Raw genomic sequence first — 19,917 nt, 5'->3', positions numbered from 1 at the left:
GAGACAACAAGGCCCGGATTGTACCGGGCCCTGAGCAAAACATCAGCCTTGCCGCTAAACCTGCGTCAGGCCTTCGAGCGCTTCATAAGCTTGCCGCACCGGAGCAAACGAACGCCGGTGAATCGGCGTCGGCCCCAGGCGTGACAGCGCTTCCAGATGAACGGGGGTCGGATAGCCTTTATGGCCGCCGATGCCGTAACCCGGGTAGATCAATTCGAACGCCGCCATCTCGCGGTCGCGGCTGACCTTGGCCAGAATCGATGCCGCTGCAATCGCCGGCACCTTGCCGTCGCCCTGCACCACGGCTTCGGAACGCATTGGCAGTTTCGGACAGCGGTTGCCGTCGATCATCGCCAGTTTCGGCTGGATGTGCAGGCCAGCGACCGCGCGCTGCATCGCCAGCATGGTGGCGTGAAGGATGTTCAGCTCGTCAATTTCTTCGACTTCGGCGCGGGCGATGCACCAACTGAGCGCCTTCTCGCAGATTTCATCGTAGAGTTTCTCGCGCTTGGCTTCGGTGAGTTTCTTCGAGTCGTTGAGACCAAGAATCGGGCGGTTCGGATCGAGGATAACCGCGGCCGTGACGACCGCGCCGCATAGCGGGCCACGACCGACTTCATCGACGCCGGCCACCAGTTCTTCGACTTCGGCGACCAGGGTGAAATCCAGGCCCATCTGCATGCTTGTCTTGCTCATCGTGTGTGCCCGATCAGGTTCAGAACGGCGTCAGCCGCCTGATTGGAAGCGTCCAGGCGCAGGGTGCGATGGATCTCGTCGAAGCCACGGGTCTGCTCTTCGCCACCATCGATCAATGGCGACAGGGTCTGGGCAAGTGCTTCAACCGTCGCATCATCCTGCAACAATTCCGGCACCAGCAATCGCTGGGCCAGCAAGTTCGGCAGGGACACGTACGGGCTCTTGACCATGCGTTTGAGAATCCAGAACGTCAGCGGCGCAAGACGATAGGCCACGACCATCGGGCGCTTGTACAGCAACGCTTCCAGGGTCGCCGTGCCCGACGCGATCAGGACCGCGTTGCACGCCGCCAGGGCCAGGTGAGACTGGCCATTGAGCAAGGTCACCGGCAGATCACGACCGGCCAGCAGTTCTTCAAGCTGGGCACGACGCTCGGGATTGGCGCAGGGTATGACGAAACGCACGCCCGGACGCATGGCCCGCAGGCGCTGGGCGGTATCGAGGAACAGCGCACCCAGACGGCTGACTTCGCCGCCCCGGCTGCCGGGCATCAAAGCCACCAGCGGACCGTCCGGCAGACCGAGTTCGGCCCGCGCAGCAGAGCGATCGGCTTCCAGCGGAATGGTGTCGGCCAGCGTATGGCCGACGAACCGTACCGGTACGCCCTTCTCTTCGTAGAATCTGGCTTCGAACGGCAGCAGCGTGAGCATCAGGTCGCAGCCTTCGCGGATCTTCAGCACCCGCTTCTGCCGCCACGCCCACACCGACGGGCTGACGTAGTGCACGGTCTTGATTCCGGCCTGACGCAGCTTGAGTTCGATATTGAGGTTGAAATCCGGTGCGTCGATGCCGATGAACACATCCGGTTTTTCAGCGATGAGCGTGGCGATCAGATCCTTGCGGCGCTTGAGCAGTTCACGCAAGCGTCCCAGGACTTCCACCAGCCCCATGACCGACAGGCGCTCCATCGGAAAATAGGAAGTCAGGCCTTCGGCCTGCATCAGCGGGCCGCCGACACCGATGAACTCCACCGCAGGGTGCTGTGCCTTGAGGGCACGCATCAGGCCTGCGCCCAGAATGTCACCGGAAGCCTCCCCCGCCACCAGCGCAATACGCAGATTGGCCATGGTCAGCGGGTGATGCCGCGGGTCGACGACTGGATGGAGTCACGGAACACCGCGACCTCCGGGAACTGGGCGGCCAGCTCGGCCAGCTCGGCCAACGCCTGCTCAACGGTCAGTCCCTGGCGATACACCGTTTTGTACGCACGGCGCAGGGCATGGATGGCGTCTTCGCTGAAACCGCGACGGCGCATGCCCTCGAAGTTCATGCTACGTGCTTCGGCCGGGTTGCCAAATACAGTGACGAACGCCGGAACATCCTTGCCGATGGCCGTGCCCATGCCGGAAAAGCTGTGGGCGCCGATGTGGCAATACTGATGCACCAGGGTAAAACCAGAGAGGATTGCCCAGTCATCAACGTGCACATGGCCGGCCAACGCGGTGTTGTTGACCAGAATGCAGTGGTTGCCGATGACGCTGTCATGTCCGATGTGGGCATAGGCCATGATCAGGTTGTGATCACCCAGGGTCGTTTCGGAACGATCCTGAACGGTGCCACGGTGAATTGTCACGCCTTCGCGGATGACGTTGTGGTCACCGATCACCAGGCGGGTTTCTTCGCCCTTGTATTTCAGGTCCGGCGTGTCTTCGCCTACCGAGGAAAACTGGTAGATGCGGTTGTGCTTGCCGATACGGGTCGGACCTTTGAGGATCACGTGTGGCCCGATGACCGTACCCTCGCCGATTTCCACACCTGCACCGATGATCGACCACGGGCCGACCTCGACGCCATCAGCCAGGACGGCCGATGGATCGATGATTGCGCGAGGGTCAATCAAACTCATAGCTTGCGTTCCGCACAGATGATTTCAGCCGAGCAGACCGGTTTTCCATCGACCGAAGCCTGGCATTCGAACTTCCAGATCTGACGCTTGCAACTGATGAATTTGGCTTCGAGGATCAACTGATCGCCCGGCAGCACTGGCTGGCGGAAACGCAGTTTGTCGGAGCCAACGAAGTAATAAAGGGTGCCGTCGGCCGGTTTCACGTCAAGCATCTTGAAACCGAGGATCCCGGCAGCCTGAGCCATGGCTTCGATGATCAGCACACCCGGCATGATCGGGTGCGCCGGGAAGTGACCGTTGAAGAACGGCTCGTTGATGCTGACATTCTTGTAGGCGCGAATGCGCTTGCCTTCCGTATCCAGCTCCACTACCCGATCCACCAGCAGGAACGGGTAACGGTGAGGCAGGTATTCGCGAATCTCGTTGATGTCCATCATTTCGGGGGGAAGCCTATGTAAAGATTGGGAGCGCGACTGACGCGCACTCCTCTAGCAAATCAAGGAGGCAGTCCAGAGGCTGTGCACACTTGATATGGAAATGGTATCAGCCTTCAGATGAAGCATTACCGTCGGGGGTCACTTCCCCGGACCGCTTTTCCAGCTGTTTCAAACGTCGCGCGATGTCATCGAGCTGACGAATACGGGCCGCGCTCTTGCGCCATTCGGCCGCCGGTTGCATGGCTGTGCCGGAAGAATAGGCACCCGGCTCGGTAATCGAGTGGGTCACCATGGTCATCCCGGTCAGGAATACGTTGTCGCAAATATCGATGTGCCCTACCAGGCCAACCCCCCCGGCGAGCATGCAGTGCTTGCCGATTTTGGTGCTGCCGGAAATCCCCACGCACGCGGCCATGGCGGTGTGGTCACCGACCTGCACGTTGTGGGCGATCTGAATCTGGTTGTCGAGCTTCACGCCATTGCCGATCACGGTATCGGCCAGCGCACCGCGGTCGATGGCGGTATTCACGCCGATCTCCACATCGTCACCGATGGTCACGCCGCCGATCTGGGCGATCTTCTGCCAGACACCCTTCTCGTTGGCAAAACCGAAGCCTTCACCGCCAAGCACGGCGCCGGACTGGATCACCACCCGCTTGCCGATCCGCACATCGTGATACAGCGTGACCCGCGGGGCCAGCCAGCCACCCTCGCCGATTTCGCTGCGGGCACCGACAACGCAATGTGCGCCGAGTGTCACGCCTGCACCGATTCGCGCACCGGCTTCGATCACCACGAACGGACCGATACTGGCGCTCGGATCGACCACGGCGTCCTCGGCAATCACCGCCGTCGGATGAATGCCGGCAGATGCCTTGGGCTTCGGATCGAACAAATGGGAAATGCGTGCGTAAGCCAGGTAAGGATCCGGCACGACCAGCGCATTACCGGCATAACCTTCCGCGTCGGCAGCCTTGAGCAACAGCGCTGCGGCTTGCGAGCCTGCCAGGTATTTACGGTATTGGGGGTTTGCCAGAAAGCTCAACTGAGCTGGGCCAGCCTCCTGCAAGGTGGCTAGCCCAGTGATTTGCTTCTCGGGGTCGCCACTCAGGGTGGCGCCGAGGAACTCGGCCAACTGGCCGAGCTTGATAGTCACGGTCATGGGTTACTTCAGCTGATTCATGCGCTCGATAACCTGGCGCGTGATGTCGTACTGAGGCTTGACATCGATCACTGCGCCACGCTCGAACACCAGGTCAAAACCACCTTTCTTGATGACTTCTTCCACTGCGCTATCCAGTTTCGGCTTCAGTTGCTTGAGCATTTCGCGGTCGGCAACGGCTTTTGCTTCATTCAGTTCCTTGGACTGGAACTGGAAGTCACGCGCCTTTTGCTTGAACTCAAGCTCCAGACGCTCGCGTTCGCCCTGCTGCATCTTGTCACCACCAGCCATCAGGCGATCCTGAATACCCTTGGCGCTGCTTTCCAGAGTCTTGAGCTTGGTCAGTTGCGGGCCGAACTTTTTCTCCGCATCTACGGCGTACTTCTTGGCTGCGTCGGATTCCAGCAGTGCCATCTGATAGTTCAGAACGGCGATTTTCATGTCGGCAAATGCCGGGCCTGCCACCAGTACGGAGGCCAGGAGAACCAATTGAGTCAACTTACGCACGATGCACTCCTACAAAATCCATTGTCGTTGTCTTGGGTCAGACGCTTAGAACGTCTGGCCGAGGGAGAATTGGAACACTTGAGTCTCAGCGTTATCCGGTTTCTTGACAGGTGTCGCCAACGCAAAGCTCAAAGGCCCCAGTGCGGTAACCCAGGTCACGCCGACACCGACGGAGCTGGCCATGTTGCTGAGGCTGATGTCGTTGCACTTGGTGTTCGACGACGAGCCATTGGCGTTGGTAGTGTCCTTGCACTGCGAATCGAACACGTTACCCACATCCCAGAATACCGACGTACGCAGAGAGCGTTGATCCTTGACGAACGGTAGCGGGAACAGAACTTCCACGCCGCCCTGAATCAGGACATTGCCACCGAACGGCAGCGGGTCCTGGTCCGGGTCTACCGATGTACCCGGGTTGGTGCCACGGCTCGGGGTACTGCGCGGACCGAGCGTGCTGTCTTTAAAGCCACGTACCGAGTTGAAACCACCAGCATAGTAGTTTTCATAGAACGGCAAGCCGTCGGTCGAACCGTAGCCGTCACCATAGCCCAGCTCGGTGTGCAGACGCAGGGTGTAGTTTTCGCTGATCGGCTGGAACAACTGACCACGGTAGTCGAGCTTGTAGAACGACAGGTCGCTGCCTGGAATCGTGGTTTCCAGCGTCAAGCTCTGGGAACGGCCACGGGTTGGCAATACACCCTTGTTCAAGGTCGACTCGGACCAGCCGGCCGATGCCTTGAAGTTCAGGTAGTTATCACCTTCCTTGTTAACGAAGTCGAAAATCTCGTCAACGGTGTACTTACCGGTCTTGATCTTGTCCTGTTGAGCGGACAGACCAAAGGTCAATCGTGAAGTCTCGCTGATCGGGTAGCCCACGTTCACGCCGGCACCCAGGCTGTCGACCGCATAGCTCGCTACGTCGACGTCGAGGTCTTTGTAGTCGGTGGTGCGGTAGAACGCGTTGTAACCCAGGCTCACGCCATCGGCGGTCCAGTAGGGGTCAACGTAGCCGAAGTTGTAGCGGCTCTGGTATTCGCTGCGGGTCAGACCGACGCTGACGCGGTTACCGGTACCGAGGAAGTTGTTCTGGGTGATCGAACCACCGAGGATCAGACCGGCGCTCTGGGCGAAACCGACGCTGGCGGTGATCGAACCGGATGCCTGCTCTTCCACGCTGTAGTTCACGTCAACCTGGTCGTCGACACCTGGCACGGCCGGGGTTTCGACGTTGACCTCTTTAAAGAAGCCCAGACGCTCCAGACGGGTCTTGGACTGGTCGATCAGGTAGGTCGAAGCCCAGCCACCTTCCATCTGACGCATTTCACGACGCAGCACTTCGTCCTCGGACTTGGTGTTGCCACGGAAGTTGATGCGGTTGACGTAGGCACGCTTGCCCGGATCGACGGCAAACAGGATATCGACGGTGTGATCTTCGTCATGCGGTTGTGGCACGCCGTTGACGTTGGCGAAGGTGTAACCCTCGTTACCCAGACGACGGGTGATCAGTTCGGACGTGGTGGTCATCAGCTTGCGCGAGAACACCTGGCCTTTCTGCACCAGCAACAGGGATTTGACCTGGTCCTCAGGGACTTTCAGGTCACCGCTGAGCTTGACGTCACGAACGGTGTACTTCTCGCCTTCGTTGATGTTGACCGTGATGTAGACGTGCTTCTTGTCCGGGGTGATGGACACCTGGGTCGAAGCGATATCCATGTTGATATAGCCGCGATCCAGGTAGTAGGAACGCAGACGCTCCAGGTCACCGGACAGCTTTTCACGAGCGTACTTGTCGTCGTTCTTGAAGAACGACAGCCAGTTGGTGGTTTTCAGTTCGAACAGGTCGGTCAGGTCTTCCTCGGGGAAAACCGTGTTGCCCACCACGTTGATGTGCTGAATGGCGGCGACGGTGCCTTCGTTGATCTTCACTTTCAGGCCGACGCGGTTGCGCGGCTGCGAGACCACCTCGGTATCGACGGTAGCCGAGTAACGACCTTGTGCAACGTATTGGCGCTGCAGCTCGTTACGCACACCTTCAAGGGTCGCGCGCTGGAAGATCTCGCCTTCGGCCAGACCGGATTGCTTGAGGCCTTTCATCAGGTCTTCTGTGGAGATCGCCTTGTTGCCTTCGATCTCGATGCTGGCGACCGAAGGACGCTCGACGACAGTGATCACCAGGACGTTGCCTTCGCGGCCCAGCTGGATATCTTGAAAGAAACCGGTTTTGAACAACGCACGAGTGGATTCCACCAGGCGACGATCATCCGCCTGCTCGCCGACGTTCAACGGCAAGGCACCAAAGACGCTACCCGCGGAGACCCGCTGGAGGCCATTGACGCGAATATCAGAGATAGTGAAGGACTCGGCGTGAACTTCGGCGATCATCAATACGGTGAGAACCGCAGTTAGCAGCAGACGTTTCATGAAGTCCTTTCTTATTCCAACTGGCAATAAACAAACTGCCGCAAAATGCGGCAGATTCGCAATTCAGCGAAGCGTTACAGACGACCCAGATCGTTGACCAGAGCAAGCAACATCACTCCGACCACCAAGCTGATACCAATCTGTATCCCCCAACCTTGCACCCGATCCGACAAGGGACGACCACGCGCCCACTCGATCAGATAAAACAACAAATGCCCCCCATCCAGCACAGGAATGGGCAGCAAATTCAGAACCCCCAGGCTAATACTCAGATAAGCAAGGAAATTCAGGAAATCAGCGACGCCCGACTGGGCAGAAGCGCCCGCCACTTTAGCAATGGTTATCGGTCCACTCAAGTTTTTTACCGAGAGCTCGCCGAAGAGCATTTTCTTCAGTGAATCCAGCGTCAGGACGCTCATGGTCCAGGTACGACGGGCACCCTCACCAATCGCTGCCAAAGGACCGTAGCTGACCTCGCGAATCATTTCCGGTGGCCAGTCGACAGCCTTCACGCCCGCCCCCAGGTAACCGCTTGGCGACTTCTTCTCACCACGTGCAGCCAATGTCACAGGGACGTCGATTTGAACACCGTCGCGCTCGACGCGCAGCATGATTTTGGTATCAGGACGCGTACGAACGGTGTCGACCACCTGCTGCCAGTCATCCAGCGCCTTGCCATCAAGCGTCAGCAGACGGTCGCCGGTTTTCAGCCCGGCTGCCTGGGCCGGACCTTTCGGGTCGAGCTCGGCAAGAACTGGCGGCAACGCCGGACGCCAAGGGCGAATGCCGAGGGAGCGAATCGGATCCGGCTCGTCAGCCCCCTTGAGCCATTTATCGAGTGCCAGCTGACGTGGCGTATCAGCCGTGGAACCTTGCTCGCGCACCAGTAACTGAAGTGAGCCGCTTTCCCCCAGACGCCGCACCAGTTGCAGATTGACCGCAGCCCAGCCCGAGGTCGGCTCACCGTCGATCGCGACGATTTCCTGACCGGCGCTCAGTCCCGCTGTCGCGGCGATGCTGCCGGGCTCGACAGAACCGATGACCGGGCGAATCTGCTCGCTGCCGAGCATCGCCAGCACCCAGAAGAACACCAGCGCCAGCAGAAAGTTGGCCACAGGGCCGGCCGCGACGATGGCGATGCGCTGACGCACCGACTTGCGATTGAATGACTGATGAAGCTGATCGGCCGGCACTTCGCCTTCACGCTCGTCGAGCATCTTGACATAGCCGCCCAGCGGAATCGCGGCGACTACGAACTCGGTGCCCTGCTTGTCATGCCAGCGCAGCAGCGGCATGCCGAAGCCCACGGAGAAACGCAAAACCTTGACGCCACAGCGACGCGCGACCCAGAAATGGCCGAATTCGTGAAAGGTGACCAACACACCCAGAGCGATCAGGGTGCCGGCAATCATATAGAGCGCGCTCATCTACTTTCTCCGCAATCCTGTCCAGTGCCGCGTGAAGCCATGTGTTGCAAGACCTACCGGCCGTAACGAGTCAGCCACTGCCCGGCCAATGTACGGGCAGTTGCATCGGCGGTGAACACCGCATCGAGATCATCCAGCGCCACCACAGGCTCCAGATTCAAGACTTCCTCGATGATACTCGCGATTTCCAGGTAGCGAACCCGTCCGTCGAGAAACGCCGCAACCGCCACTTCATTCGCCGCATTGAGCATCGCCGGGGCGCTGTTTCCCGCCTCGGCAGCCTGACGCGCAAGCCGCAGGCACGGGAAGCGCTCTTCGTCGGGAGCCTCGAAATCCAGGCGTGCCACAGCGAACAGATCCAGAGGCGCCACGCCCGAATCGATACGCTCCGGCCATGCCAATGCATTGGCAATCGGCGTGCGCATGTCGGGATTACCCAGCTGCGCGAGCACCGAACCGTCCACATAGTCGACCAGTGAATGAATCACACTCTGCGGATGAATCACCACCTCAACTTGCGAAGGTCTGGCATCGAACAACCAGCAGGCTTCGATCAATTCGAGCCCTTTGTTCATCATGCTGGCCGAATCCACGGAAATCTTGCGCCCCATCGACCAGTTCGGGTGGGCACAGGCCTGGTCCGGTGAAACATGCGCCAGTTCGGCCATTGGCGTCTGCCGGAAAGGGCCACCGGAAGCTGTCAGCAAAATCCGACGAACCCCGACGTTACCCAGCCCGCGAGCAAAGTCCTGCGGCATGCACTGGAAAATTGCGTTGTGTTCGCTGTCGATCGGCAACAGGACCGAGCCGCTCTTGCGCACCGCCTGCATGAACAAGGCGCCGGACATGACCAGCGCTTCCTTGTTGGCCAGAAGAATCTTCTTGCCCGCCTCGACAGCCGCCAGAGTCGGGCGCAAACCCGCCGCACCGACAATAGCCGCCATGACGGCATCCACCTCAGGCGCAGCAGCGACCTGACACAAGCCTTCCTCGCCAACCAGCACCTGCGTCGACAGGCCAGCGGCTCGCAAATCGTCCTGCAGGTTGCGGGCAGCGCCGTTCTCCGGCACGACCGCATATTTGGGGAGATGGCGAACACACAGGGCAAACAGTTCGCTCAGACGGGTAAAACCGCTCAGGGCGAAAGCCTGATAACGATCCGGATGCCGAGCGATAACGTCCAGCGTACTCAGACCGATCGATCCGGTCGCGCCCAGGACGGTAATTTGCTGTGGGCGACTCACGAGGCTGCCATCCACAACAGCACCGCAAAGACCGGGATCGCCGCCGTCAGGCTGTCGATGCGATCCAGCACGCCACCATGCCCCGGCAGCAGATTACTGCTGTCCTTGATGCCGGACTGGCGCTTGAACATGCTTTCGGTCAGATCACCCACCACAGAGATGAAGACAATCACCGCCGCACCGATCAACCCCTTGAACAGTTGCGCCACCGTCCAGTCACGGAGCAGTGCCACCAGCGTGGTGATGACCAGGCTCAGCGCCAGACCGCCATACACGCCTTCCCAACTTTTGCCGGGACTGACTTGCGGCGCCAGCTTGCGCTTGCCGAACGCACGACCGGAGAAGTACGCCCCGATATCAGCCCCCCAGACCAGCACCATCACCGCCATGATCAGCCAGTTACCGAGCGGGTACTGCTTGATCAGCACCAGCCCCTGCCAGGCGGGCAACAGAATCAGCAAGCCGATCACCAGCTTGCTGGCGGCACTGGACCAGCGCTCGCTGGAACGCGGGTACGTCAGCACCAGCCAGGTCGCCAGTGCCCACCAGATTACCGAAGCACCCAGCACCCAAGGCGCCAGTCCCGGAAGGATGTACATGACAAACAGCATCAGCGCGACGACCGCCGCGTAGCCGACACGAAATGCCTGCGCGGTGAAACCGGCCAGACGCGCCCACTCCCACGCCCCCAGACTCACGACCAGCCCGATGAACAGAGCAAAGCCGGAACCTTCGAGCAGGAAAAAACCGCCCAGGGCGATCGGCAACAGAATCAGTGCAGTGATGATGCGTTGTTTAAGCATTAAACCCGGGCTCCAGCTTCGACCTGCTCGCTCGTTTTTCCGAAGCGACGCTGGCGCAAAGCGAAATCGGCCAGCGCATTGCGCATGGCTTCGTGTTTGAAGTCCGGCCAGAACAGGTCGGAGAAGTACAACTCGGCGTAAGCCAACTGCCACAAGAGGAAGTTGCTGATGCGATGCTCGCCGCCGGTGCGGATGCACAAGTCGGGCAACGGCAGATCACCAGTGACCAGACAGGTCTGCAGCAGATCCGGCGTGATGTCTTCCGGTCGCAGATGACCCGCCTGAACTTCACGCGCCAGACGCTGCGCCGCTTGCGCAATGTCCCACTGACCGCCGTAATTGGCGGCGATCTGCAGAATGAAGCGGTTGGCACCAGCGGTCATCGCTTCAGCTTCACGCATGGCTGCCTGAAGCTCGGGATGAAACCGCGTACGGTCGCCGATGATGCGCAGACTGATGTTGTTGTCGTTCAGGCGCTTGGCTTCACGACGCAGCGCCTTGAAGAACAGGTCCATCAAGGCGCTGACCTCGTCAGCCGGACGCTGCCAGTTTTCACTGGAAAAGGCGAACAGGGTGAGCACTTCGACCTTGGCCTCGGCACACACCTCGATCACCGCCCGCACAGCATCCACGCCAGCCTTATGCCCGGCGACACCCGGCATAAAGCGTTTTTTCGCCCAGCGATTATTGCCATCCATGATGATCGCGACATGGCGCGGCACCGTGGACGGCGCAGTCTGCTTGGTCTTGTCCATTTAAAACTCGACCCTTATACGGCCATCAGGTCTTTTTCTTTCTCGGCCAGCTTGGCGTCGATTTCAGCCACAAACTTCTTGGTCAGATCGTCGATCTCACCGGCTGCGCGACGCTCTTCGTCTTCGCTGATTTCCTTTTCCTTGACCAGATCCTTCAGGGAGCTGTTCGCATCGCGACGGATGTTGCGCACGGCAACACGGGCGTCTTCTGCCACGTCACGCGCCTGCTTGGTGAAACCGCGACGGGTTTCTTCGGTCAGGGCCGGCATGCTGATCAGCAGCAGCTCACCCAGGTTGGTCGGGTTCAGGTTCAGACCCGCGCTACCGATAGCCTTGTCGACGGCGCCCAGCATGTTGCGCTCGAACGCAACGACTTGCAGGGTACGGGCGTCCTTGACGGTGATGTTGGCCACTTGCTTGATCGGGGTATCAGCGCCGTAGTAAGGCACCATCACACCTTCCAGGATGCTTGGGTGTGCCTGACCGGTACGGATACGGCCGAAGTTGTGAGCCAGGGACTCAACGGACTTCGTCATGCGCTCTTTGGCGTCTTTCTTGATTTCGTTGATCATTGTTGGACTTCCTCGATCAGAGTGCCTTCAGCGCCACCATGCACGATGTTCAGCAGGGCGCCCGGCTTGTTCATGTTAAATACGCGCAGCGGCATCTTGTGATCGCGGCACAGGCAGATAGCCGTCAGATCCATTACACCCAGCTTGCGATCCAGCACTTCATCGTATGTCAGATGATCGAACTTCTCGGCATGCGGGTCTTTGAACGGGTCAGCGGTGTAGACGCCATCAACCTTGGTCGCCTTGAGTACGACGTCCGCGTCGATTTCAATGGCGCGCAGGCAGGCTGCCGAATCCGTGGTAAAGAACGGATTGCCGGTACCGGCCGCGAAAATCACCACGTCCTTGGAGTTCAGGTGGCGCATGGCCTTGCGACGGTCATAGTGGTCGGTCACGCCAACCATGGAAATGGCCGACATCACGATGGCCGAGATATTGGCACGTTCCAGCGCGTCGCGCATGGCCAGGGCGTTCATCACAGTGGCCAGCATGCCCATGTGGTCGCCCGTGACCCGATCCATGCCGGCCTTGCTCAGCGCTTCACCGCGGAACAGGTTGCCACCACCAATCACCAGACCGACCTGAACGCCGATACCGACCAGCTGGCCGACTTCCAGCGCCATGCGATCCAGCACTTTCGGATCGATCCCGAACTCTTCCGAGCCCATCAGGGCCTCGCCGCTAAGCTTGAGTAGAATGCGTTTATAGCGAGCCTGATAACCACTGCCCTGCTGAGCCATTGCGAATCTCTCCTGCGGCGTATTTTAAAAATTCTTTGCGAGCTGTTTACAGCTGGCGTTCACTCTAGCTTGGCGCTGCTTCAGCGCCATCGGAACATGGCTTTGTAAGTCAGTTCCAAGGGGAAACCAATTAAAAATTGATAACCCTATCTGAAAAGAGGCTGCGCGCGTGAGCGGGCAGCCTCTTTCGGGCGACAGTTGAAAAACCGTCTTATTGCTTGGCGGCAGCCAGCTGGGCAGCAACTTCTTCAGCGAAGTTGTCGACCGGCTTCTCGATGCCTTCGCCTACTTTGAAGTAGGTGAAGGAAACGATTTCAGCGCCGCCTTTCTTGGCCAGCTCGCCAACCTTGATTTCAGGATTCTTGACGAACGCCTGCTCAACCAGGCTCGCTTCTGCCAGGAACTTGCTGATACGGCCCTTGACCATGTTCTCAACAATGTTTTCTGGCTTGCCTTTGATTTTTTCTTCGTTCAGCTGCAGGAACACAGCTTTTTCACGCTCGATCGCTTCCTCGGAGACTTGCGAAGGCAGCAGGAACTCAGGGTTGCTTGCAGCAACGTGCATCGCGATGTCTTTGGCCAGCTCGACGTCGCCGCCTTTCAGGACAACAGCAACACCGATCTTGTTGCCGTGCAGGTAGGTGCCGACTACGTCGCCCTCTACGCGCACCAGGCGACGGATGTTGACGTTCTCGCCCACTTTGGCAACCAGTGCTTCGCGAGCGGCTTCTTGAGCAGCGATCAGCGGAGCTGCGTCGGTCAGCTTGTCAGCGAATGCTTTGTCAACGCTGGCAGCAACGAAGTTTTTGAAGTCGTCCTGCAGAGCCAGGAAGTCGGTCTGCGAGTTGACTTCGATCAGAACGGCGGCCTTGCCGTCGTCCTTGATGGCGATAGCGCCTTCAGCGGCAACGTTGCCAGCTTTCTTGGCAGCCTTGATGGCGCCCGAAGCACGCATGTCATCAATGGCTTTTTCGATGTCGCCGCCAGCCTTTTCCAGGGCTTTCTTGCAATCCATCATGCCTTCGCCGGTACGCTCGCGCAGTTCTTTGACCAACGCTGCAGTAATTGCTGCCATTTTCAAATTCCTCTTGGATAGGTTTTCAACCATTCCACCCGATCGAACGGGCGTTCAATTCTTCCCGAACCTGTTTGTAGCCGCTGCACGTTACAGATGCTGTAGCTGCGCTGCCGACAGATGGTTTTCGAGGTGGCAAAAAGGGGGCCAAGCCCCCTTTTTGCTTACTGAGTCAACGCCAGGGCGTCAATTACTCAGCTGCAGCCTGAGTTTCTTCAGCTGCGAATTCTACAGTACCGCCAGCAACGTTGTTGCGACCGCGGATCACTGCGTCAGCCATCGAACCCATGTACAGCTGGATAGCGCGGATTGCGTCATCGTTGCCAGGGATGATGTAGTCAACGCCTTCCGGGCTGCTGTTGGTATCGACAACGCCGATGACCGGGATGCCCAGCTTGTTGGCTTCGGTGATCGCGATGCGCTCGTGGTCAACGTCGATCACGAACAGTGCGTCTGGCAGACCGCCCATGTCCTTGATGCCGCCCAGGGAGCGATCCAGCTTCTCAAGATCGCGAGTGCGCATCAGCGCTTCTTTCTTGGTCAGCTTGGCGAAAGTACCGTCTTCGGCTTGTACTTCAAGGTCACGCAGACGCTTGATGGAAGCACGAATGGTTTTGAAGTTGGTCAGCATGCCGCCCAACCAGCGGTGATCGACGTACGGCGAACCGCAACGTGCTGCTTCTTCAGCAACGATCTTGCCAGCGGAACGCTTGGTGCCGACGAACAGAATCTTGTTTTTGCCCTGGGCCAGACGCTCTACGAAAGTCAGAGCTTCGTTGAACATTGGCAGGGTTTTTTCAAGGTTGATGATGTGAATCTTGTTACGCGCGCCGAAAATGTACTTGCCCATTTTCGGATTCCAGTAACGGGTTTGGTGACCGAAGTGCACACCGGCCTTCAGCATATCGCGCATGTTGACTTGGGACATGATAGTTCCTTGATAAGTCGGGTTGGGCCTCCACGTATCCCAATGACCAACCATTGATCCGAGGATCAAAGGCACCCAGGCCATCGTGTCGACACGTGTGTGGGTTAATGCTCCCGGGGCTATCCCCGGAAAGCGGCGCATTTTATACCACAGGGACGACGCAAACGGAACCCGGAATCTGCAATCGCGTCAGGGACATGCGCGCCAGCCCCTTGGAATCGGGACAATGCACCGCATTGTATAGAGAGAAGCGATGCACGCAGGCGCGGATTTGCGCCTTTGGTCTGTTAGAATCGCGTTTTTCGGGGCCGCCAAATCAACGCCGCGCCCCTGTTCGTATCAGCAAGCGCCGCCGAGCGCAGAGAGAGCCTGTATGACCGTCACCCTCAAAACCCCCGAGGACATCGCTGGCATGCGTGTCGCCGGCAAACTGGCCGCCGATGTGCTGGAAATGATTGCCGAGCACGTCAAGCCGGGCGTGACCACCGATGAGCTGAACCAGATCTGCCACGACTATATCGTCAACGTGCAGCAGGCCATCCCCGCCCCGCTCAACTACAAGGGCTACCCGAAGTCGATCTGCACCTCGATCAACCACGTGGTCTGCCACGGCATCCCGAACGACAAGCCGTTGAAAAACGGTGACACCCTGAACATCGACGTCACCGTGATCAAGGACGGCTACCACGGCGACACCAGCCGCATGTTCCACGTCGGCACCGTGCCGGTCTGGGCCGAGCGCCTGTCGCAGGTCACCCAGGAATGCATGTACAAGGCGATCGAAATCGTCAAACCCGGCTGCCGCCTCGGTGACATCGGCGAAATCATTCAGAAGCACGCGGAAAAGAACGGCTTCTCGGTGGTGCGTGAATTCTGCGGCCACGGCATCGGCAAGGTATTCCACGAAGAACCGCAGATCCTGCACTACGGCCGCGCCGGCACCGGCATGGAACTGAAGGCCGGCATGACCTTCACCATCGAGCCGATGATCAACCAGGGCAAGGCCGACACCAAAGTACTGGGCGACGGCTGGACCGCGATCACCAAGGATCGCAAGCTGTCGGCACAGTGGGAACACACTTTGCTTGTCACCGATACCGGCTACGAGATCTTCACCCTGCGCAGCGACGACACGATCCCGCGCATCTCGGCCTGACCCAGACACCGCTCCCAGCCTATAGAAGGAAAGCCAATCGATGCCGCAGGTGGATCCCGAACTTTTCGACCGCGGCCAGTTCCAGGCTGAACTGGCCCTGAAAGCGAGTCCCATCGCGGCATTCAAGAAGGCGATCCGCCAGGCCCGCGAAGTGCTCGATGCACGTTTTCGGGCCGGGCGCGACATTCGGCGACTGATCGAAGACCGGGCGTGGTTCGTCGACAACATCCTGCAAAAGGCCTGGGACCAGTTCGACTGGAGCGAAGACGCCGACATCGCGCTGGTCGCAGTCGGCGGCTACGGTCGCGGTGAGCTGCACCCCTACTCCGACATCGACCTGCTGATCCTGCTGGACAGCGCCGACCACGAAATTTTCCGCGATTCCATCGAGCGCTTTCTGACGCTGCTGTGGGACATCGGCCTGGAAGTCGGTCAGAGCGTTCGCTCGGTCGACGAATGCGCCGAAGAGGCCCGCGCCGACCTGACGGTGGTCACCAACCTGATGGAAAGCCGCACCATCTGCGGCCCCGAGCGCCTGCGCCAACGCATGCTCGATGTCACCAGCACTGCGCACATGTGGCCGAGCAAGGATTTCTTCCTGGCCAAGCGCGCCGAGCAGAAGGCTCGCCACCACAAGTACAACGATACCGAATACAACCTGGAACCCAACGTCAAAGGCTCGCCCGGCGGGCTACGGGATATTCAGACGATTCTGTGGGTAGCCCGTCGTCAGTACGGCACCCTGAACCTGCGCGCCCTGGCCGGTGAAGGGTTCCTGGTCGAGAGCGAGAACGCCTTGCTGGCCTCCTCCCAGGAATTCCTCTGGAAGGTGCGTTACGCCCTGCACATGCTGGCCGGTCGCTCCGAAGACCGCCTGCTGTTCGATCACCAGCGCACCATCGCCGGGCTGTTGGGGTTTGAGGGTGACGACGCCAAACAGGCCGTCGAAAACTTCATGCAACAGTACTTCCGCGTGGTGATGAGCATCGCCCAGCTCAGCGACCTGATCATTCAGCACTTCGAGGAAGTCATCCTCGCCCCGGAAGACGAAGCGCCGCCGCAGCCGATCAACTCGCGCTTCCAGCTGCACGACGGTTACATCGAGGCACGCAACGACAACGTGTTCCGCCGCACGCCGTTCGCCATGCTCGAGATCTTCGTGCTGATGGCCCAGCAGCCGGAAATCAAAGGCGTACGCGCCGACACCATTCGTCTGCTGCGGGAAAACCGTCACCTGATCGACGACAACTTCCGCAACGACATCCGCAACACCAGCCTGTTCATCGAGCTGTTCAAGTGCAAGATCGGTATCCACCGCAACCTGCGGCGGATGAACCGCTACGGCATTCTCGGGCGCTATCTGCCGGAGTTCGGCTTCATCGTCGGGCAGATGCAGCACGACCTGTTCCACATCTATACGGTCGATGCGCACACGCTGAATCTGATCAAACACCTGCGCAAGTTGCAGTACACCCAGGTGTCGGAGAAATTCCCGTTGGCCGCCAAGCTCATGGCCAAACTGCCGAAGCCTGAACTCATTTATATGGCTGGCCTGTATCACGACATCGGCAAGGGCCGGCATGGCGATCACTCGGAAATCGGCGCGGTCGATGCCGAGGCGTTCTGCCAGCGCCACCAACTGCCGGTCTGGGACAGCCGCCTGATCGTCTGGCTGGTGCAGAACCACCTGGTGATGTCGACCACCGCCCAGCGCAAGGATTTGTCCGACCCGCAGGTGATCCATGACTTCGCCCTGGCGGTCGGTGACGAAACCCGTCTCGACTACCTGTATGTCCTGACCGTAGCCGACATCAACGCGACCAACCCGACCCTCTGGAACTCGTGGCGTGCCAGCCTGTTGCGCCAGCTCTACACCGAAACCAAGCGCGCCCTGCGCCGTGGCCTGGAGAACCCGGTGGATCGCGAAGAGCAGATCCGCCAGACCCAGAGCGCAGCGCTGGACATACTGGTACGCGGCGGCACCGATCCAGATGACGTCGAGCAATTGTGGGCGCAACTGGGTGACGACTACTTCCTGCGTCACACCGCCGGCGATGTGGCCTGGCACACCGACGCCATCCTCCAGCAACCGGCCGACGGCGGTCCGCTGGTGCTGATCAAGGAAACCACCCAACGCGAATTCGAGGGTGGTACGCAGATCTTCATCTATGCGCCGGACCAACACGACTTCTTCGCCGTGACCGTGGCCGCGATGGACCAGCTCAACCTGAACATTCACGACGCCCGGGTCATCACGTCCAGCAGCCAGTTCACCCTCGACACCTACATCGTGCTCGACACTGATGGCGACTCGATCGGCGACAATCCGGTCCGGGTCAAGCAGATTCGCGACGGCCTGACCGAAGCGCTGCGCAACCCGGCCGACTACCCGACGATCATCCAGCGTCGGGTGCCGCGCCAGCTCAAGCATTTCGCGTTCGCTCCGCAGGTGACGATCCACAACGACGCCCAGCGCCCGGTAACGGTGCTGGAACTCACCGCGCCGGATCGCCCGGGCCTGCTGGCACGGGTCGGCGGGATTTTCCTCGAGTTCGACCTGTCGCTGCAGAATGCCAAGATCGCCACCCTGGGCGAGCGGGTGGAAGACGTGTTCTTCATCACCGACGCCCACAATCAACCGCTGTCCGACCCGCTGCTGTGCAGCCGTTTGCAGGATGCCATCGTCGAACAGTTGAGCGTCAATCAGGAACCCGATATCAAACTGACGCGCATCAGCATTTGATTGCGCGCCCGGCTTCAACCGCTTTGCACGAGATCCCGCACCGATGAACAACGCTCTGTCCCAGCTTCAGCCCTACCCGTTCGAAAAGCTCCGCGCCCTGCTCGGCAGCGTCACGCCAAACCCGGACAAACGCCCGATCGCGCTGTCCATCGGCGAACCGAAGCACCGCTCGCCAAGCTTTGTCGCCGAGGCGCTGGCGAACAATCTGGAGCAGATGGCGGTGTACCCGACCACCCTCGGCATCCCGGCCCTGCGCGAAGCCATCGCGGCCTGGTGCGAGCGTCGCTTCAACGTGCCGAGCGGCTGGATCGACCCGGCGCGCAACGTGCTGCCGGTCAACGGCACCCGTGAAGCGCTGTTCGCCTTCACCCAGACCGTGGTCAACCGTGGCGACGACGCGCTGGTGGTCAGTCCGAACCCGTTCTATCAGATCTACGAAGGCGCAGCGTTCCTCGCCGGCGCCAAGCCGCACTACCTGCCATGCCTGGACGAGAACGGCTTCAACCCGGACTTCGACGCGGTATCGCCTGACATCTGGAAGCGCTGCCAGATCCTGTTCCTGTGCTCGCCGGGCAACCCGACCGGCGCGCTGATTCCGGTCGACGTGCTGAAAAAGCTCATTGCCCTGGCCGACGAATACGACTTCGTGATCGCCGCCGACGAGTGCTACAGCGAGCTGTACTTCGACGAACAGACCCCGCCACCGGGCCTGCTCAGCGCCTGCGCCGAACTCGGTCGCAAGGACTTCAAGCGTTGCGTGGTGTTCCACAGCTTGTCCAAACGCTCGAACCTGCCGGGCCTGCGCTCCGGTTTTGTCGCCGGCGATGCCGACATCCTCAAAGGCTTCCTGCTGTACCGCACCTACCACGGCTGCGCGATGCCGGTTCAGACCCAACTGGCCAGCGTCGCCGCATGGAATGACGAAGTGCATGTTCGCGCCAACCGTGCGCTGTACCGCGAAAAATTCGATGCCGTGCTGGCGATCCTCAGCCCGGTGATGGATGTGCAGCGTCCGGATGGCAGTTTCTACCTGTGGCCGAATGTGCAAGGTGACGATGCCGCGTTCTGTCGGGATCTGTTTGCCGAAGAGCACGTGACCGTAGTGCCGGGTTCCTATCTGTCGAGGGACGTCGACGGCGTCAATCCGGGCGCCGGGCGCGTGCGCATGGCGCTGGTAGCCCCCTTGGCGGAGTGCGTGGAAGCGGCCAAGCGCATTCGCGATTTCGTGTTGCGCCATAAGTAATCGCTCACGCCCGTGCCGGGCAATCCGGCACGGGCGATCAAACATGACGTAACACTTCCCCCGCTTTTTCTACCCCACCTTTACGCTGGCCAGACGTTAGTC

The 19,917-nt window shown here is 59.8% G+C and carries 18 protein-coding genes; 3 read left to right on the top strand and 15 right to left on the bottom strand.

The genetic code is table 11. From position 1 onward, the window contains the following. Positions 1–54: 54 nt before the first annotated feature. The 15 genes from rnhB to rpsB all read right to left on the bottom strand — a co-directional run bounded on the left by rnhB (position 55) and on the right by rpsB (position 14,673). Positions 55–681: a ribonuclease HII gene (rnhB, locus tag QLG12_RS15425; RefSeq protein WP_064379016.1), complete on the bottom strand. Its 627-nt coding sequence runs from the start codon at positions 679–681 to the stop codon at positions 55–57. 11 nt (positions 682–692) lie between these two features. Continuing rightward, on the bottom strand, positions 693–1,823 hold the full coding sequence (lpxB, locus tag QLG12_RS15420) for a lipid-A-disaccharide synthase (protein WP_197868746.1): 1,131 nt from the start codon (positions 1,821–1,823) through the stop codon (positions 693–695). A 2-nt stretch (positions 1,824–1,825) separates the two neighbouring features. Continuing rightward, complete coding sequence (gene lpxA, locus QLG12_RS15415) at positions 1,826–2,602, bottom strand: acyl-ACP--UDP-N-acetylglucosamine O-acyltransferase (protein WP_197868747.1); 777 nt, start codon at positions 2,600–2,602, stop codon at positions 1,826–1,828. Then, entirely contained in the window at positions 2,599–3,039 is a 441-nt protein-coding gene (gene fabZ, locus QLG12_RS15410; protein ID WP_003222142.1) for a 3-hydroxyacyl-ACP dehydratase FabZ, read from the bottom strand. The genes lpxA and fabZ overlap by 4 nt, the downstream gene beginning before the upstream one ends. A 106-nt stretch (positions 3,040–3,145) precedes the next feature. Beyond that, on the bottom strand, positions 3,146–4,201 hold the full coding sequence (gene lpxD, locus QLG12_RS15405) for a UDP-3-O-(3-hydroxymyristoyl)glucosamine N-acyltransferase (protein ID WP_197868748.1): 1,056 nt from the start codon (positions 4,199–4,201) through the stop codon (positions 3,146–3,148). 3 nt (positions 4,202–4,204) lie between these two features. Continuing rightward, positions 4,205–4,708 carry an OmpH family outer membrane protein gene (locus tag QLG12_RS15400; RefSeq protein ID WP_003222140.1) on the bottom strand — a complete coding sequence of 168 codons (504 nt, stop codon included), beginning with the start codon at positions 4,706–4,708 and terminating at the stop codon, positions 4,205–4,207. 45 nt (positions 4,709–4,753) lie between these two features. Further along, complete coding sequence (gene bamA / locus QLG12_RS15395) at positions 4,754–7,129, bottom strand: outer membrane protein assembly factor BamA (protein ID WP_197868749.1); 2,376 nt, start codon at positions 7,127–7,129, stop codon at positions 4,754–4,756. A gap of 74 nt (positions 7,130–7,203) precedes the next feature. Then, complete coding sequence (gene rseP, locus QLG12_RS15390) at positions 7,204–8,556, bottom strand: sigma E protease regulator RseP (RefSeq protein ID WP_236194223.1); 1,353 nt, start codon at positions 8,554–8,556, stop codon at positions 7,204–7,206. Positions 8,557–8,609: 53 nt separating this feature from the next. Further along, entirely contained in the window at positions 8,610–9,800 is a 1,191-nt protein-coding gene (ispC, locus tag QLG12_RS15385) for a 1-deoxy-D-xylulose-5-phosphate reductoisomerase (RefSeq protein ID WP_282474828.1), read from the bottom strand. Beyond that, the gene (locus QLG12_RS15380) at positions 9,797–10,603 is read right to left on the bottom strand and encodes a phosphatidate cytidylyltransferase (RefSeq protein ID WP_282474827.1); all 807 of its coding nucleotides are present in this window, start codon (positions 10,601–10,603) and stop codon (positions 9,797–9,799) included. Before QLG12_RS15380 ends, ispC begins: the two co-directional genes overlap by 4 nt. Beyond that, positions 10,603–11,358 (bottom strand): polyprenyl diphosphate synthase, encoded by a 756-nt coding sequence (gene uppS / locus QLG12_RS15375; RefSeq protein ID WP_064379010.1) that lies wholly within the window; start codon positions 11,356–11,358, stop codon positions 10,603–10,605. The genes QLG12_RS15380 and uppS overlap by 1 nt, the downstream gene beginning before the upstream one ends. A gap of 14 nt (positions 11,359–11,372) precedes the next feature. Next, entirely contained in the window at positions 11,373–11,930 is a 558-nt protein-coding gene (frr, locus tag QLG12_RS15370) for a ribosome recycling factor (protein WP_011332684.1), read from the bottom strand. Continuing rightward, positions 11,927–12,670: a UMP kinase gene (gene pyrH, locus QLG12_RS15365; RefSeq protein WP_011332683.1), complete on the bottom strand. Its 744-nt coding sequence runs from the start codon at positions 12,668–12,670 to the stop codon at positions 11,927–11,929. Before pyrH ends, frr begins: the two co-directional genes overlap by 4 nt. Positions 12,671–12,881: 211 nt before the next feature. Then, positions 12,882–13,745: a translation elongation factor Ts gene (gene tsf / locus QLG12_RS15360; RefSeq protein WP_108559815.1), complete on the bottom strand. Its 864-nt coding sequence runs from the start codon at positions 13,743–13,745 to the stop codon at positions 12,882–12,884. 190 nt (positions 13,746–13,935) lie between these two features. Then, on the bottom strand, positions 13,936–14,673 hold the full coding sequence (rpsB, locus tag QLG12_RS15355) for a 30S ribosomal protein S2 (RefSeq protein WP_008052780.1): 738 nt from the start codon (positions 14,671–14,673) through the stop codon (positions 13,936–13,938). 373 nt (positions 14,674–15,046) lie between these two features. Here rpsB and map point away from each other — a divergent pair, with 373 nt between their 5' ends. From map to dapC, 3 genes are read left to right on the top strand one after another with little or no spacing between them, the layout of a single operon-like run. Continuing rightward, entirely contained in the window at positions 15,047–15,829 is a 783-nt protein-coding gene (gene map, locus QLG12_RS15350; protein WP_039769663.1) for a type I methionyl aminopeptidase, read from the top strand. A 40-nt stretch (positions 15,830–15,869) separates the two neighbouring features. Continuing rightward, positions 15,870–18,572 (top strand): [protein-PII] uridylyltransferase, encoded by a 2,703-nt coding sequence (locus QLG12_RS15345; protein WP_236194220.1) that lies wholly within the window; start codon positions 15,870–15,872, stop codon positions 18,570–18,572. 43 nt (positions 18,573–18,615) lie between these two features. Next, positions 18,616–19,815 carry a succinyldiaminopimelate transaminase gene (gene dapC, locus QLG12_RS15340; RefSeq protein WP_282474826.1) on the top strand — a complete coding sequence of 400 codons (1,200 nt, stop codon included), beginning with the start codon at positions 18,616–18,618 and terminating at the stop codon, positions 19,813–19,815. Positions 19,816–19,917: the final 102 nt, after the last annotated feature.

It is taken from the genome of Pseudomonas sp. V88_4, from assembly GCF_029967985.1.
In the GTDB taxonomy this organism is placed as follows: domain Bacteria; phylum Pseudomonadota; class Gammaproteobacteria; order Pseudomonadales; family Pseudomonadaceae; genus Aquipseudomonas; species Aquipseudomonas glycinae.
Note: the sequence above shows the minus strand (reverse complement) of the source record. Positions and strands in the feature narration are given on the sequence as shown.

Coding starts and splice junctions, on each gene's coding strand:
- rseP (WP_236194223.1), bottom strand. CDS start 8,556: ATGAGCGCGCTCTATATGATTGCCGGCACCCTGATCGCTCTGGGTGTG.
- pyrH (WP_011332683.1), bottom strand. CDS start 12,670: ATGGCTCAGCAGGGCAGTGGTTATCAGGCTCGCTATAAACGCATTCTA.
- frr (WP_011332684.1), bottom strand. CDS start 11,930: ATGATCAACGAAATCAAGAAAGACGCCAAAGAGCGCATGACGAAGTCC.
- fabZ (WP_003222142.1), bottom strand. CDS start 3,039: ATGATGGACATCAACGAGATTCGCGAATACCTGCCTCACCGTTACCCG.
- QLG12_RS15345 (WP_236194220.1), top strand. CDS start 15,870: ATGCCGCAGGTGGATCCCGAACTTTTCGACCGCGGCCAGTTCCAGGCT.
- lpxB (WP_197868746.1), bottom strand. CDS start 1,823: ATGGCCAATCTGCGTATTGCGCTGGTGGCGGGGGAGGCTTCCGGTGAC.
- uppS (WP_064379010.1), bottom strand. CDS start 11,358: ATGGACAAGACCAAGCAGACTGCGCCGTCCACGGTGCCGCGCCATGTC.
- QLG12_RS15380 (WP_282474827.1), bottom strand. CDS start 10,603: ATGCTTAAACAACGCATCATCACTGCACTGATTCTGTTGCCGATCGCC.
- tsf (WP_108559815.1), bottom strand. CDS start 13,745: ATGGCAGCAATTACTGCAGCGTTGGTCAAAGAACTGCGCGAGCGTACC.
- lpxA (WP_197868747.1), bottom strand. CDS start 2,602: ATGAGTTTGATTGACCCTCGCGCAATCATCGATCCATCGGCCGTCCTG.
- dapC (WP_282474826.1), top strand. CDS start 18,616: ATGAACAACGCTCTGTCCCAGCTTCAGCCCTACCCGTTCGAAAAGCTC.
- rpsB (WP_008052780.1), bottom strand. CDS start 14,673: ATGTCCCAAGTCAACATGCGCGATATGCTGAAGGCCGGTGTGCACTTC.
- map (WP_039769663.1), top strand. CDS start 15,047: ATGACCGTCACCCTCAAAACCCCCGAGGACATCGCTGGCATGCGTGTC.
- lpxD (WP_197868748.1), bottom strand. CDS start 4,201: ATGACCGTGACTATCAAGCTCGGCCAGTTGGCCGAGTTCCTCGGCGCC.
- bamA (WP_197868749.1), bottom strand. CDS start 7,129: ATGAAACGTCTGCTGCTAACTGCGGTTCTCACCGTATTGATGATCGCC.
- rnhB (WP_064379016.1), bottom strand. CDS start 681: ATGCAGATGGGCCTGGATTTCACCCTGGTCGCCGAAGTCGAAGAACTG.